We start from the raw sequence: 15,319 nt of genomic DNA, 5'->3' as shown, positions 1-15,319 counted from the left end.
TCATTCATTTGATGATGGGGGCCTCTCTACACTTGTAGAGAGGTTTTTCGTTTTGAGCTAAATAAATTTTTGTGGTAAGTTTTGCTTAAATATGCTAGAGTAGTAATGAGATATTTTCGGCAACTAGGGAGGTTTTTTAAGCATGTACGATTTCATTTTAGGTGTAGTCATTGTGTTGTCATTTGTTATTATAGCAACGATTATGATGCAACCAAGCAAACAAAATAGTGCAGCAAGCGCCTTTACGGGTGGAGCAGATCAATTATTTGGAAAGCAAAAAGCACGAGGATTTGAAGCAGTAATGCAACGCTCAACAGCAATTTTAGGAGCGATTTGGATCATCTTACTATTTGTGCTAGCTTTCTTATCATCAAAATAATCTTGAAGCCTCTCAGAAATGAGAGGTTTTTTGCTAGATATGTATAAAAAATAGCCGAGGTGAACTATGAAGAAAAAATTTATGAATCCTAAACCAATTTATGTTAAAAAAACTAGTCGAGCCATTATTTTACTACATGCGTACTCTGGTAGCCCTAATGATGTGCGGATGTTGGCACGCTTTCTAGAGCAGGCAAATTATACAGTCTATACGCCAATATTCACAGGTCACGGCACAAGGAATCCAGAAGATATCTTAAATGAAGAGCCAGATCAATGGTGGCAAGATACACAAGCGGCGATTGCCTTTTTAAAACAAGAAGGATTTCAAGAGATTGCTATATTTGGTTTATCAATGGGTGGTTTATTCGCCACGAGAGCCTTAGAAGAAAAAATTAGTGGCTTAATTGGCGGTGGGGCTTTTTGTTCTCCATTATTACCTGAAAAGACCAATGTACCTGAAAATTTTTACCGTTATGCCCAATTCATGTTAGATACTTTTTCTGATGATACACCAGAAGAGCAGCAACGTCGTTTAGAGGCCATTCCCTCACTGGTAGACACACAACTTGAAAACATCCATACCCATGGGAGAAGGACGTATGAGCAACTCTCACAAATGGATGCACCTTATTTTATTGCTCAGGCAGCATTGGATGAGATGATTTCACCGGATAGTGTGTTTACAGTGATTCAAAAAATAAAAAGCCAAAAATTTACATTACAATGGTATCCTAATAGTGGACATGTAGTAACAGTTGGGAAAGAACACAAAGAATTTGAAAGAGACGTACTCTCGTTTATCGAGAGTTTACCTTGGAAAGAGGAAATGCATGACCAATAAAATCAAAGAGCACGTCAATCAGTATTTGCTGAATCAAAAGAAACGAACCTTTTCAGTCGAAGAATTGGCAACGGGGTTAGGTTTACAAAAAAGTGCAGACTTTAAGTTGCTCGTACAAACTTTAGCAAGTATGGAGCGCGACAAAGCGATCGAGTTTACAAATAAAGGGAAAGTGAAACTTCCAAGTCCACAAATCTTGGTTGAGGGAACTTTTCGTGCAAATGAGCGAGGCTTTGGCTTTGTGAGCATTCCTGATGAAGAAGAGGATATTTATATTCCTCAAGGAGCGACGGGTTATGCGATGGATGGTGATACTGTCGCGATAGACATCACGAAGCCCGCGTTACCTGGTAGTGATAAAGGTGCAGAAGGAAAAGTCCAAGAAATCATTCAACGGGCATTCTCTGAGGTCGTGGGAGAGTTTCACTTGTATGAGGAAGAGGAAATTCAAGAGACTGATCTATACGGCTATGTTACGCCAAAAGATAAAAAATTAAATGGCATTAAAATTTTTATTTCTGCTGTCGGTATTCGACCGGTGGAGGGCGCCATTGTGAAAGTGACGATTAGTCATTATCCTGAGCCTGGATATGCTACAAGTGCAGAGGGTGTCGTACTTTCTGTTCTCGGTCACAAAAACGACCCTGGCATTGATATTATGTCCATTGTTGTTTCTCATGGATTAGCAACAACCTTTCCTGAAGAAGTTCAAAAAGAAGCAGATCAAACGAGTGATTCCATCGATGAAAAAGAACTATCAGGTCGCAAAGATCGACGAGATGAAGTGATTGTCACGATTGATGGGGAAGATGCGAAGGACTTAGATGACGCGGTGACAGTACGTAAATTAGCGAATGGTAACTATTTTTTGGGAGTGCATATCGCTGATGTCTCCTATTACGTTCGTGAAAATTCTGCGCTGGATCAGGAAGCTTTTGAAAGAGGTACGAGTGTCTACTTGACCGACCGTGTAATACCGATGCTACCGCAACGCTTGTCTAATGGCATTTGTTCATTAAATCCACGGGTTCCTAGATTAGCAATGAGTTGTGAAATGGAGATTGACTCGACTGGGAAAGTCCAAAATTACGCTATTTTTCAAAGTGTGATTCAAACGACAGAACGGATGACGTATACTGCCGTTAATGATATTTTGGAGAATCAAGAACAAGAAACGATAGCACACTACAAAAACCTAGTACCAATGTTTCATGAGATGGCTGAATTACACCATATCTTGACTGACATGCGCAGGAGAAGAGGTGCGGTATCTTTTGAGGATTCTGAAGCGAAAGTCCTTGTTGATGAACAAGGACATCCAGTAGATATTGTCTTTCGTTCTCGTGGGATTGGTGAACGCATGATTGAGTCATTTATGTTAGCGGCTAATGAAACAGTTGCAGAGCATTTTGAGACGAAGCAGCTACCGTTTATTTATCGGATTCATGAAGATCCAAAAGAAGAAAAAGTGCAACGTTTCTTTACGTTCGCAGCTGCCCTAGGTCTCATCGTCAAGCAGACAAAAGGAAGTATCTCTCCAAAAGATTTACAAAATGTTCTTGAAAGTGTCGCTGGAAAACCCGAAGCACCTGTTATTAGCACCATGTTATTACGTAGTATGCAACAAGCAAAGTATTCTGAGAGTAATGAAGGACATTATGGCTTAGCAGCGGACTACTATACGCACTTTACTTCACCGATTAGACGGTATCCAGATTTAATCGTCCATCGCTTGATTCGTTCGTATGACAATGATCGGTCCAAGGAAAATCAGCAAAAATGGGCTGAAAAACTTCCTGATATTGCTAACCATAGCTCACAAATGGAACGCAAGGCTGTGGAGGTAGAACGTGAAGTAGATGCTTTGAAGAAAGCAGAATTTATGGCAGATCATATTGGCGAAGAGTTCGAAGGAATGATTAGTTCTGTAGTGAAGTTTGGGTTTTTCGTTGAACTTGAAAACACTGTGGAAGGTTTAATCCATATTAATGAGTTAAAAGACGATTATTATCATTTTATTGATACACATTTGGCGTTAGTGGGCGAACGGACTGGTAGAACCTTTAAAATTGGTCAAAAAGTCCTAGTGAAAGTAACAAAGTCAGATCCTGATACTCGTGAGATTGATTTCGAGCTGATTCATTCTGAGCAAGTAGAGGCACTACCAAATCTCACTCAACAAAATCGAAGTAAAAGACGTCAACCGAAAAGCCAAGAGTTTCAATCAAAGAAAAAAACAGCAAAAAATAAAAAACAACCAAAAGCAAAGCCAAAGAAAAAGCCATTTTATAAAGAAGTAGCAAAAAAGAAAAAAACAAAGAAAAAAACTCGTTAAGAGGAGGATCTTATGCCAAAAGGTGAAGGAAAACTCATTGCTCAAAATAAAAAAGCCCGTCACGATTATAGCATCCTTGAGACAATCGAGGCGGGAGTGGTATTGCAAGGTACGGAAATCAAATCTGTGCGGGACAGTCGCATTAATCTAAAAGATGGGTTCGTTCGTATTCGTAATGGCGAAGCTTATCTGTACAATGTCCATATAAGTCCGTATGACCAAGGAAACATTTTTAATCACGATCCCTTAAGAACAAGAAAGCTTCTTTTGCATAAAAAGCAAATCCAAAAGCTTGCTAACGAAGCAAAAAATCCGGGGACAACAATTGTGCCATTAAAAGTCTATATAAAAGATGGCTTTGCAAAAGTTTTGATTGGGTTAGCCAAAGGGAAAAGAGAGTATGATAAACGCGAAACATTGAAAAGAAAAGACCAAGAACGACAAATTAGTCGTGTTTTGAAAAACTTTTAAACGTATCATGGATTTTTGTGAAATTTTGTTAATCTTACTTTAAATTCACGTCATTGTCTGATAGGATTGGTTTGAAGGCGGCTTATTTATTGAGGTTAGTACCAACACTTGAAATTCATTGAACAGTTTTGAGAATATGTCTAAATTTTTTTGAAAATATTTTGAAATTTTCTACTAGTGGTGGTATGATACCGTTGTCGCTAAGAATGATTAAAATATCACAAGATCATCGTTGGTTGATCTTTGTCGAAAAGAGGTGAGACCATTTGGAAGAACAATCTTTATTGTTTCGTATTGGGCCGCTATGGTTTGATGGGACTATTTTGATTATGACGGCTATTACATGTTTATTGGTTTTTCTTATTGTGTTCCTATGCACAAGGAACTTGAAATTAAAACCGACTGGTAAACAAAATTTTATCGAATGGATTATTGAATTTGTTCGAAAAATTGTTGGTGATAATTTACCAGGTAAGGATGTCAGTACGTATCATTTAATTGCCGTGACTTTGTTTTTATTTATTTTTATTGCCAATGAAATTGGATTAGTAACCAAAATAGTTGTTGAAAAAGATTTGACTCTTTGGAAGTCACCAACTGCTAATCCAGCCGTAACTTTGACACTTGCATTAATGGCGATTGCTATGACCCATTTCTTTGGTGTGAAAAAGTTAGGATTTAAGCGATATTTAGTAAATGCTTATCTAAAACCAGTAGGATTTTTATTACCTATTAAGATTATTGAAGAGTTTACGAATATCATTACATTGGGACTACGGTTATATGGGAATATTTTTGCTGGTGAAGTGTTACTAGGGTTAATTGCAAAAATGCTAATTTCTATAGGGTGGTGGTCACTACCTATCGTAATACCGCTTGAAATGATTTGGATTGCCTTTTCATTATTTATCGGAGCAATTCAAGCATATGTCTTTGTCACCTTATTCATGGTATTTTTAAGCCACAAAATTGTGGAAGAACATTAAAAAAAGTGAAAACTTATTAGGAGGAAAACAACATGAATTTTATCGCAGCAGGATTAGCAATTATCGGAGCAGCAATTGGAGCAGGATATGGTAATGGTCAAGTTATTTCAAAAACAATTGAATCAATGGCTCGCCAACCTGAAATGACAGGCCAATTGCGTTCTACGATGTTTATTGGGGTAGCACTTGTTGAAGCTGTGCCGATTCTAGGGGTCGTTATTGCGTTATTACTAGTTTTCAGATAATCAAATCAAAGAATAGTGGATTTGTAATTTTTGGTTACATCCTTGAAAGGAAGTTGCGCAATGCTAAATCACTTAGTTATAGCAGCTGCAGTAAAAAATACCACTTGGGGCAACATGATTGTCGTAAGTGGGGCTATGCTTATTTTACTTTTGCTTTTGAAACATTTTGCATGGGGTTCTATCAGCGAAATGTTAAAAAAGCGTGAAGAAAAAATTGCCAATGACATTGACTCTGCAGAGCAATCTCGAATAAAAGCAGCTGCGCTTGAAAAAGAAAGACAAGATCAGCTGATGAATTCACGTTCAGAAGCTGCTTCGATTATTCAAAATGCGAAAGATATTGGAGAAGTAACCCGCCAAGCAATAGTTACTGATGCAAAGGAGGAAGCTTCACGATTAAAAGCTAAGGCAAAATCTGATATTTCTATTGAAAAAGATGCTGCATTTCTTGAAGTGAAGAATGAGGTAGCCTCACTATCACTTCAAATCGCAGAGAAAATTCTAGGAAAAGAATTGTCGCCTGAAGCCCATGAATCATTAATCAATGAGTATATCGAAGGACTAGGAAGCCATGAAGCTTGATAAAGCCACTGTTGGCAAACGATATGCAAAAGCCCTCTTTGAATTGGCGGTCGAAGATGGCCAAACAGACGAAATTTATCAAGACTTGCTTAGCTTACGAAATATCTATAAAGAAATTCCAACATTAGGCGATTTACTAAGTGATGTTCGCTTGGATAAAAATGAAAAGAGACAACTGATGGACACATTGGTTGAGCCATTTTCTGGCTTAATGTTACGGTTTTTAGAAATTGTATTTGAATACAATCGCATGGATGATTTTTTACTGATCTTTGCTGAATTTGAACGCCGCTATGACGATCAAAAAGGGTTAGTCATTGGTACAGTTACGACTGCTGTGCCCTTAAATAGTCAGCAAAAAGAGGCGTTGGAAAGTAAGACAGCCTCATTGTTGCATTACCAGCAAGCGAAGTTAGAAGAAAAAATCGATCCTACGATTATCGGCGGTGTAATTGTCGAAGCCAATCATCAAGTGATTGATGGTAGTGTAAAAAGTCGATTAGATTATCTCCGTGCTAAGCTAGCGAGATAAACAAGAGATGAGAGGTGAACCGAATGGCTATCAAAGCAGAAGAAATCAGTGCCTTGATTAAAGAGCAAATAAAAAATTATAAAAATGAACTTTCCGTTGAAGAAATCGGAACGGTGACATATGTAGGTGATGGAATCGCCCGCGCACACGGTTTAGAAAATGCGATGAGTGGAGAGCTCCTTGAATTTTCAAATGGTTCATATGGTATGGCACAAAACTTAGAGTCAAATGATGTAGGGATTATTATCCTTGGTGAATTTGAATCCATTCGTGAAGGCGATAAGGTAAAACGAACAGGTAAAATTATGGAAGTTCCTGTTGGCGAAGCACTAATTGGACGTGTGGTAAATCCATTAGGTCAACCGATTGATGGATTAGGTGAAATCAAAACCGATAAAACGCGCCCAGTAGAAGCTGCCGCTCCTGGCGTTATGCAACGTAAATCAGTCCATGAACCAATGCAAACTGGTTTAAAAGCGATTGATGCGTTAGTTCCAATTGGCCGTGGCCAACGTGAACTTGTCATCGGTGACAGAAAGACTGGGAAAACATCAATCGCTATCGATGCAATTATTAATCAAAAAGGACAGGATATGATATGTATCTATGTCGCGATTGGTCAAAAAGACTCAACAGTAAGAACGCAAGTCGAAACACTAAGAAAATTTGGTGCATTGGATTACACAATTGTTGTGTCTGCTGGCGCTTCCCAACCAGCGCCAATGTTATACATCGCCCCCTATGCTGGTGCAGCAATGGGTGAAGAATTTATGTATAATGGCAAACATGTATTAATTGTTTATGATGATTTATCAAAACAAGCAGTTGCGTATCGTGAACTGTCATTACTACTTCGTCGTCCACCAGGTCGTGAAGCTTATCCTGGGGATGTTTTTTACTTGCATTCTCGTTTATTAGAACGTGCTGCGAAGTTAAGTGATGAATTAGGTGGCGGATCGATGACGGCCTTACCATTTGTCGAAACGCAAGCAGGAGATATTTCCGCTTACATTCCGACAAACGTTATTTCAATTACCGATGGCCAAATTTTCTTGGAAAGTGACTTATTCTACTCTGGAATTCGTCCAGCCGTTGATGCAGGATTGTCAGTGTCTCGGGTTGGTGGTTCAGCACAAATTAAAGCAATGAAAAAAGTTGCTGGAACATTACGTCTTGATTTAGCAAGTTTCCGTGAATTAGAAGCCTTTACCCAATTTGGGTCAGATTTAGATGCCGCTACTCAGGCTAAACTTAATCGTGGTCGAAGAACAGTTGAAATCTTGAAACAAAAACTACATTCACCATTAGCTGTAGAAAAACAAGTCGTAAGTCTTTATGCACTTACTCATGGATTTATTGATAGTATTCCTGTTGATAAAGTGTTAGATTTCGAAGCTCAATTATTTGACTATATTGAAGCGAATCAACCAGATTTATTTGAAACAATTCGTACAACAAAAGATTTACCATCGGAAGATGCGCTAAATAAGGCAATCAAAGATTGTAAAGACCTGTTTGCTGCTTCATTAAATCAACCGACTAGTTCAACTGAAGACAAATTGTCAACAATTGAAAATGCATAAGTGTAAGGAAGAGGTGAATCGCAATGGGCGCTTCTCTAAATGAAATAAAGCAACGAATTGCTTCCACAAAAAAAACAAGCCAAATTACAAAGGCAATGCAGATGGTTTCTGCGGCAAAGCTTACAAAATCTGAAGCCCATTCAAGACAATTTCAGGTCTATGCATCTAAAGTTCGAGAAATCGTTACCCACTTGGCAGCACAGCAACTAACTGACCTTGCGGGTACACCAGATAGCAAAAAGGGAATCAACTACAACAGCATGCTTATCAGTCGACCTGTGAAAAAAACAGGGTATATTGTAATAACTTCCGATGGGGGGTTAGTTGGTGGGTATAATAGTTCAATTTTGAAACAAATGATGACAATGATCAAAGACGATCACCAAAATTCCAATGATTATGTCATGATTTCCATTGGGGGAACTGGGGCTGATTTCTTTAAAACGCGCGGAATTCCACTTGCATATGAACTAAGAAATCTTTCTGATCAACCAAGTTTTGAAGAGGTACGCAAAATCGTCAATATGGCAACGTCAATGTATCAAACAGAAGTCTTTGATGAGTTATATGTTTGCTACAACCATCATGTCAATTCATTGACCAGTCAATTCCGAGTTGAAAAGATGCTGCCAATTATAGACTTAGATCCAAGTGAAGCCAAAAAATATGAGCAAGAGTATCTGTTCGAGCCTTCAAGAGAAGCCATCTTGGATCAGCTACTTCCTCAATATGCGGAAAGTTTGATTTATGGTGCAATTGTGGATGCAAAAACAGCTGAACACGCGGCAGGAATGACTGCGATGAAAACTGCAACGGATAATGCCAAACATATTATTGATGATTTGACGATTAGTTACAATCGTGCACGTCAAGGGGCAATTACCCAAGAAATTACCGAAATTGTTGGTGGTGCAGCTGCACTCGAATAATTTTCGTGAATGAATGGAGGAAAATAAATGAGTTCAGGCAAAATTGTCCAAGTCATTGGACCCGTTGTTGACGTAGAATTCTCATTAGATGAGTCATTACCAGATATCAACAATGCGCTTGTTGTCTATAAAAATGATGCTTCTAAAACAAAAGTTGTATTAGAAGCAGCTTTAGAGCTAGGTGATGGTGTGATTCGTGCTATCGCAATGGAGTCAACAGATGGACTTCAAAGAGGAATGGAAGTCGTTGATACTGGCGAATCTATTTCTGTGCCCGTCGGAAAAGAAACGTTAGGCCGAGTATTTAACGTGCTAGGTGAAACAATTGACTTACAAGAACCTTTTCCTAAAGATGCGCAACGTAGTGGGATTCATAAACCAGCACCAAACTTTGATGAATTAAGTACAAGTACTGAAATTTTGGAAACAGGGATTAAAGTCATCGATTTACTAGCCCCTTATTTAAAAGGTGGGAAAGTTGGACTTTTCGGTGGTGCCGGTGTTGGTAAGACCGTCCTTATCCAAGAATTAATTCATAATATTGCCCAAGAACACGGTGGTATTTCTGTTTTCACAGGGGTTGGTGAACGTACGCGTGAAGGAAATGACCTTTACAATGAAATGCGTGAATCTGGCGTAATTGAAAAAACAGCAATGGTGTTTGGTCAAATGAATGAGCCACCTGGTGCGCGGATGCGTGTCGCCTTGACTGGATTGACAATTGCGGAATATTTCCGTGATGTGGAAGGGCAAGATGTATTGTTGTTTATCGATAACATTTTCCGTTTTACTCAAGCCGGATCAGAAGTATCCGCCTTACTTGGCCGGATGCCATCAGCGGTAGGATACCAACCAACACTAGCCACTGAAATGGGGCAATTACAAGAAAGAATTACCTCTACCAAAAAAGGATCAGTAACATCGATTCAAGCCATCTATGTACCAGCGGATGACTATACTGACCCAGCGCCAGCCACAGCGTTCGCTCATTTGGATGCAACGACTAACTTGGAACGGAAATTGACAGAACAAGGGATTTATCCAGCTGTTGACCCACTGGCATCTTCATCTAGTGCCTTGGCGCCAGAAATTGTCGGTGAACAACATTATCAAGTAGCGACGGAAGTACAGCATACCTTACAACGCTACCGTGAATTACAAGATATTATCGCTATTTTAGGTATGGACGAGTTATCAGAAGATGAAAAAGTATTAGTTTCTCGTGCTAGAAGAATTCAATTTTTCTTATCTCAAAACTTCCACGTTGCTGAACAATTTACAGGCCAACCAGGGTCATATGTACCTGTTTCAGAAACGATTCAAGGGTTTAGAGATATTCTAGATGGCAAATACGATGAGCTACCTGAAGAAGCCTTCCGTAGTGTCGGAAGAATTGAAGAAGCCGTTGAGAAGGCTAAAAAACTAGGCTACTAGAAAGAGGTGTACCATGAGTCAATACTTAACTGTAAATGTGGTAACGCCAAACGGACTAGTCTATGACCATCATGCATCGATTGTCGTCGCTAAAACGACGGATGGCGAGCTAGGAATCTTGCCTAATCACATCCCTGTGATCGCACCACTTCTAATAGATGAAGTTAAAGTAGGTCGTAAAGACGATGATGGACATGTTGATTGGATTGCAGTCAATGGTGGCATTATGGAAGTTCGTGACAGTGTTGTTTCGATAGTGGCTGATAGTGCAGAGCGTGAAAGAGACATCGATGTTTCACGTGCTGAACGGGCGAAAATTCGTGCCGAACGAATGATTGAAGAAGCCAAACAGAAAGATGACGTTGATGAACTTCGTCGAGCAACGGTTGCACTACATAGAGCAATAAACCGTATCAATGTCTCGAAACATTTGTAACAATTATAAAAGAAGTCTCTGATTTTGTTAGAGACTTTTTTTATTTGATAAATTCTTATATACTAGATATTTTTTTAATTGCAAAACTTATGGTATTATGTGCCTATGGGTTTTTAGCGGAAGGGATGTGAAGGTGTTGCAAGTATACGGAATAGATGTCATCATTCGTATTACGAGCCATCTTGCTTTTATTTATTTAACTTTTTGGAGCTTAAAAGCCCTGAGATTGGATATCTTGTTCCGATCATTACAAACCCCGCAAATTCGTACATTAATGGTATTGCTCTCAATCACAATTGGTTATACTGCCAGTAGCTTCTTTTTAGAATTGATTGCATTGAGCAAAAATTTATTTTTAAGTGGAATTTGAGGATGAATGAAAGATACAGTTAAGCCTATGCTTTGGAGGGAACAATAATGGATGAAATTATCGTTAAAGGCGGTAATCAATTAAAGGGTACAGTTAAGATTGAAGGAGCAAAAAACGCAGTCTTACCGATACTTGCAGCTAGTTTATTAGCAGATGAAGGAACAACCAACTTACATAATGTACCAATTTTATCAGATGTATTTACAATGAATGAGGTAATCCGTCAATTAAATGCGCAAGTAAAATTTGATGAAGAACAAAAGCAAGTCACTATCGATGCGACAGCCGATTTAAATATAGAAGCACCCTATGAATACGTAAGCCAAATGCGTGCATCAATAGTAGTCATGGGACCATTATTGGCAAGAAATGGTCATGCCAAAGTAGCTATGCCAGGTGGCTGTGCTATAGGTAAGCGGCCAATTGATTTGCACTTAAAAGGGTTTCAAGCATTAGGCGCACAAATCATTCAAAAGGATGGCTATATCGAAGCGATTGCCGATCAGTTGATTGGGACGAATATTTATTTGGATTTTCCAAGTGTCGGAGCCACGCAAAATATTATGATGGCTGCAGTGAAGGCTAAGGGAACGACTGTGATTAGTAATGTTGCCCGCGAGCCTGAAATAGTTGATTTAGCAAATATCTTAAACAAAATGGGTGCCAAGATTTTTGGTGTGGGTACTGAAACGATGCGCATTGAAGGTGTGGAAAAACTTCACGCTGTAGAGCACGCTATCGTACAGGACCGGATTGAAGCAGGTACTTTTATGGTAGCAGCCGCGATGACGCAAGGTGATGTTCTAATTGAAAATGCAATTGCCGAACACAATCGTCCGCTTTTATCCAAATTGGCGGAGATGGGTGCAGAAATTTCAGAAAATGATGAAGGAATTCGGATTGTAGGACCTAAAATCTTAAAAGCGACAGATATTAAAACCCTACCCCATCCTGGTTTTCCCACCGATATGCAAGCGCAAATGACAGCTATCCAAATGTTAGCGCACGGTAGAAGTATTGTGACAGAAACGGTTTTTGAAAACCGATTCCAACATTTAGAAGAAATGGTGCGCATGAATGCTAAAGTGAAGATTGATGGAAATGTAGCCGTAATCGATGGACCAAATGACTTGCAAGGATCTATCGTGCATGCGACAGATTTACGTGCTGCGGCAGCATTGGTTTTAGTTGGACTATGTGCTGAAGGTATTACACGAGTGCGGAATTTAAAATATTTAGATCGTGGGTATTATCAATTCCATCAAAAATTACAAAAACTAGGTGCAAAAATTGAACGAATCAATGATAGTTCGAACGAAAAAGTGGCCGCTTATTCATTTTAATTAGGATGTGAATACAATGAAAAACACTTCAACAATACTTATGTCTTTATTTAAAATAGTACTAGTTATTTTGATTGCGATGATTTTATTTTTTGTAGGCTTAATGGTCGGCTACGGCTACATTGGTGACGGAAACCCGACTGGTGTGTTTAGTGGAAAATTGTGGCAACATATTTTTGAATTTTTCCTATAGTTGATTGTTGGTCTACAATCTTTGAACAAATCGTTCATCTGTAGAGAGGTCATATATGAAAAAAATACTTATTGGGCTTGTCAGAGGTTACCAAAAATTTATCTCTCCGTTGACACCACCAAGTTGCCGTTATTATCCTACTTGTTCAAATTATATGATTCAAGCAGTTACGGTACATGGTTTTTTTAAAGGTGCGGTAATGGGCATTTCTAGAATATTGCGGTGCCATCCATTCGTTCATGGAGGCCTTGACTATGTACCAACAAAATTTTCATTGGTTAGAAATAGGGTCGATAGAGTTGAGCCTAACTATCAAGATATTATGAAAAGAAAACATTCTTAATTTGAGTGTTTTCTTTTTTTTGGGTGAAATTTCACAATTTAGACAAATTAAATACATAAAGTAAGCTATCTATGACAGAATAAATAAAATATTCTGAAAATTCGTTGACAATTGTTATTATTTTAGGTATATTATGATTCATATTCAGGGGAATTTAAGGGAGGAAGTAATGATGAAAAAGAAGTTGGCATTTTTGTTTGCAAGTCTATTTATCCTAGGTGCTTGTAGTGCTAGCCCGACTGGAAAATCGAGTAGTTCCGCAGATGGCGGAAACAAACAAACCGGAGATACCATTAAAATCGGTGTGAATTTAGAATTATCTGGCGCAGTTGCCGGTTATGGATCACAAGAAAAAGACGGTATTGAATTAGCTGTAGAACAAATTAATAATGACGGTGGAATTTTAGGTAAAAAAGTTGAATTAGTTGTTAAAGATAATAAATCTGATAACAACGAAGCTGCAACTGCTGCTGCCAACTTAGCAACCAACGATGATGTTGTGGCAATTATTGGTCCTGCAACGTCTGGTGCATCGAAAGCTGTTATTCCGAACATAACAAAAGCACAAGTACCATTTATTACTCCTTCTGGAACAGATGATTCTGTTACAATGAGTAATGGAAAAGTGCAAGAATATGTCTTCCGTTCAAGTTTTCAAGATAGTTTCCAAGGAAAAGTTTTAGCACAATATGCAACGGAAAAACTAGATTCGAAAAAAGTGGCCATTTTGGGTGATAATTCAAGTGATTATGCAATTGGGTTAACAAAAGCATTTAAATCTGAATACAAAGGCGATATTGCTATTGAAGAAAACTTTACGAGTGGTGACAAAGATTTCCAAGCAGTTTTAACAAAAATTAAAAACTCAGACTTCGATGTTTTATATGTACCTGGTTATTATGAAGAAGCTGGTCTAATCATCAAACAAGCACGAGAAATGGGAATTACCCAACCAATTCTTGGTGCAGATGGCTTCGGAGATGAAAAGATTATTCAATTAGCGGGAGCAAGCAATGTTACTGATGTATACTATACCGGACACTTTTCAATTCTAGCTCCAGCAAACGATACTGTACAACCGTTCATAGATGCATATAAGGAAAAATTTGGAACTGAACCTTCAACATTTAATGCATTGGCGTATGATGCAATGAACATGATCAAGCAAGCAATCATCGATCAAAATTCAGCTGATTCAGCGGCAATTACAAAAGGGTTAGCAAATTTGAAAGATTTTGAAGGTGTTACTGGTAATATCACGATTGATAAAGATCATAATCCAGAAAAATCAGTGGTAATCATCAAATATACGGATGGAAAAGAAAGCTCAGCAGAGACGATCAATCCATAAGTAAGGTAAGTGGGGCTGGGGCAAAATCGTATAGGGTTTTGTCTTAGCCTTTTTCGTTGATAATAAAAAATTGGAAGTGATGAGATGGAAGTATTACTACAACAAGTCGTGAATGGTCTTTTTTTAGGAAGTATTTACGCATTAATGGCATTAGGATATACGATGGTTTATGGTATTATCAAACTAATCAATTTCGCTCATGGTGAAATCTACATGATTGGTAGTTTTATTGGATATTTTTTAATTAAACAATTAGGTTTTGGCTTTTTCCCATCTATGATAATTGCCATGGTGGGTTGTGCTATTTTAGGGGTGGTCATTGAATTTTTAGCCTATCGTCCTTTACGAAAATCGACACGTATCTCTGCGTTAATCACAGCAATTGGGGTTTCATACTTATTGCAAAACTTAATGATTTATTTTTTCAAACCAGATACGCGACCTTTTCCGCAAGTCATTGCACGTCAGACTTATCAGTTGGGGTTTATTTCCGTTAGTAATATTCAATTGTTAATCTTAGGGGTTTCGCTATTTTTAATGATTTTATTACAAGTTATTATTCAAAAAACACGTATGGGTAAAGCGATGCGTGCAGTCAGTGTGGATGCAGATGCAGCCCAATTGATGGGGATTAATGTCAATCGGACAATTTCATTCACTTTTGCTTTAGGGTCAGCATTGGCTGCAGCAGGTGGGATGTTGATTGGTTTGTATTACAATTCGATTGATCCAATGATGGGTGTAGTACCCGGATTGAAGTCTTTCGTAGCAGCTGTATTAGGTGGAATCGGTGTTATACCTGGGGCAGCCATTGGTGGTTTTGTCATTGGGTTGATTGAAACAATTTCCACTGCACTCGGTTTTTCAGATTATAAAGATGCTTTTGTTTATGGCGTCTTAATCATTATTTTACTTATTCGCCCAGCTGGTATTTTGGGTAAAAATATTAAAGAGAAAGTGTAGG

The 15,319-nt window shown here is 38.4% G+C and carries 18 protein-coding genes; all 18 read left to right on the top strand.

Going from position 1 to position 15,319, the window contains the following annotated elements; all coding sequences use genetic code 11:
- The first annotated feature begins 142 nt into the window (after positions 1-142).
- Entirely contained in the window at positions 143-379 is a 237-nt protein-coding gene (gene secG, locus HMPREF9088_RS07980; protein WP_007208691.1) for a preprotein translocase subunit SecG, read from the top strand.
- A 66-nt stretch (positions 380-445) separates the two neighbouring features.
- Positions 446-1,222: an alpha/beta hydrolase gene (locus HMPREF9088_RS07975; RefSeq protein ID WP_007208690.1), complete on the top strand. Its 777-nt coding sequence runs from the start codon at positions 446-448 to the stop codon at positions 1,220-1,222.
- Positions 1,212-3,557 carry a ribonuclease R gene (rnr, locus tag HMPREF9088_RS07970; RefSeq protein ID WP_007208689.1) on the top strand — a complete coding sequence of 782 codons (2,346 nt, stop codon included), beginning with the start codon at positions 1,212-1,214 and terminating at the stop codon, positions 3,555-3,557. Before HMPREF9088_RS07975 ends, rnr begins: the two co-directional genes overlap by 11 nt.
- A gap of 12 nt (positions 3,558-3,569) precedes the next feature.
- Entirely contained in the window at positions 3,570-4,028 is a 459-nt protein-coding gene (gene smpB, locus HMPREF9088_RS07965; protein ID WP_007208688.1) for an SsrA-binding protein SmpB, read from the top strand.
- Positions 4,029-4,294: 266 nt separating this feature from the next.
- Positions 4,295-5,014 (top strand): F0F1 ATP synthase subunit A, encoded by a 720-nt coding sequence (gene atpB / locus HMPREF9088_RS07960; protein WP_007208687.1) that lies wholly within the window; start codon positions 4,295-4,297, stop codon positions 5,012-5,014.
- 32 nt (positions 5,015-5,046) lie between these two features.
- Positions 5,047-5,259: an ATP synthase F0 subunit C gene (atpE, locus tag HMPREF9088_RS07955; protein ID WP_007208686.1), complete on the top strand. Its 213-nt coding sequence runs from the start codon at positions 5,047-5,049 to the stop codon at positions 5,257-5,259.
- A gap of 60 nt (positions 5,260-5,319) precedes the next feature.
- Positions 5,320-5,841 carry a F0F1 ATP synthase subunit B gene (gene atpF, locus HMPREF9088_RS07950; protein ID WP_007208685.1) on the top strand — a complete coding sequence of 174 codons (522 nt, stop codon included), beginning with the start codon at positions 5,320-5,322 and terminating at the stop codon, positions 5,839-5,841.
- Positions 5,831-6,373: an ATP synthase F1 subunit delta gene (atpH, locus tag HMPREF9088_RS07945; RefSeq protein WP_007208684.1), complete on the top strand. Its 543-nt coding sequence runs from the start codon at positions 5,831-5,833 to the stop codon at positions 6,371-6,373. The genes atpF and atpH overlap by 11 nt, the downstream gene beginning before the upstream one ends.
- Positions 6,374-6,396: 23 nt before the next feature.
- Complete coding sequence (gene atpA, locus HMPREF9088_RS07940; RefSeq protein WP_007208683.1) at positions 6,397-7,956, top strand: F0F1 ATP synthase subunit alpha; 1,560 nt, start codon at positions 6,397-6,399, stop codon at positions 7,954-7,956.
- A 23-nt stretch (positions 7,957-7,979) separates the two neighbouring features.
- Complete coding sequence (locus tag HMPREF9088_RS07935; RefSeq protein WP_007208682.1) at positions 7,980-8,885, top strand: F0F1 ATP synthase subunit gamma; 906 nt, start codon at positions 7,980-7,982, stop codon at positions 8,883-8,885.
- Positions 8,886-8,912: 27 nt separating this feature from the next.
- Complete coding sequence (gene atpD / locus HMPREF9088_RS07930; RefSeq protein ID WP_007208681.1) at positions 8,913-10,319, top strand: F0F1 ATP synthase subunit beta; 1,407 nt, start codon at positions 8,913-8,915, stop codon at positions 10,317-10,319.
- A 13-nt stretch (positions 10,320-10,332) separates the two neighbouring features.
- A complete protein-coding gene (locus tag HMPREF9088_RS07925) occupies positions 10,333-10,755 on the top strand; it encodes a F0F1 ATP synthase subunit epsilon (RefSeq protein WP_007208680.1) in 423 nt (140 codons plus the stop codon).
- Between the two features lie 136 nt (positions 10,756-10,891).
- Positions 10,892-11,125 carry a DUF1146 family protein gene (locus HMPREF9088_RS07920; RefSeq protein WP_040367376.1) on the top strand — a complete coding sequence of 78 codons (234 nt, stop codon included), beginning with the start codon at positions 10,892-10,894 and terminating at the stop codon, positions 11,123-11,125.
- A gap of 47 nt (positions 11,126-11,172) precedes the next feature.
- Complete coding sequence (gene murA, locus HMPREF9088_RS07915) at positions 11,173-12,468, top strand: UDP-N-acetylglucosamine 1-carboxyvinyltransferase (RefSeq protein WP_007208679.1); 1,296 nt, start codon at positions 11,173-11,175, stop codon at positions 12,466-12,468.
- Positions 12,469-12,484: 16 nt separating this feature from the next.
- Positions 12,485-12,661 (top strand): DNA-directed RNA polymerase subunit beta, encoded by a 177-nt coding sequence (locus tag HMPREF9088_RS11695; protein WP_007208678.1) that lies wholly within the window; start codon positions 12,485-12,487, stop codon positions 12,659-12,661.
- A 55-nt stretch (positions 12,662-12,716) separates the two neighbouring features.
- On the top strand, positions 12,717-13,004 hold the full coding sequence (gene yidD / locus HMPREF9088_RS07910; RefSeq protein ID WP_040366837.1) for a membrane protein insertion efficiency factor YidD: 288 nt from the start codon (positions 12,717-12,719) through the stop codon (positions 13,002-13,004).
- Positions 13,005-13,176: 172 nt separating this feature from the next.
- A complete protein-coding gene (locus HMPREF9088_RS07905; protein ID WP_040366834.1) occupies positions 13,177-14,355 on the top strand; it encodes an ABC transporter substrate-binding protein in 1,179 nt (392 codons plus the stop codon).
- An 84-nt stretch (positions 14,356-14,439) separates the two neighbouring features.
- Positions 14,440-15,318, top strand: a complete 879-nt coding sequence (locus tag HMPREF9088_RS07900) for a branched-chain amino acid ABC transporter permease (protein WP_007208676.1) — start codon at positions 14,440-14,442, stop codon at positions 15,316-15,318.
- Position 15,319: the final 1 nt, after the last annotated feature.

Origin of the sequence: Enterococcus italicus DSM 15952 (genome assembly GCF_000185365.1) — a bacterium.
GTDB classification, from domain to species: Bacteria; Bacillota; Bacilli; order Lactobacillales; family Enterococcaceae; genus Enterococcus_G; species Enterococcus_G italicus.
Note: the sequence above shows the minus strand (reverse complement) of the source record. Positions and strands in the feature narration are given on the sequence as shown.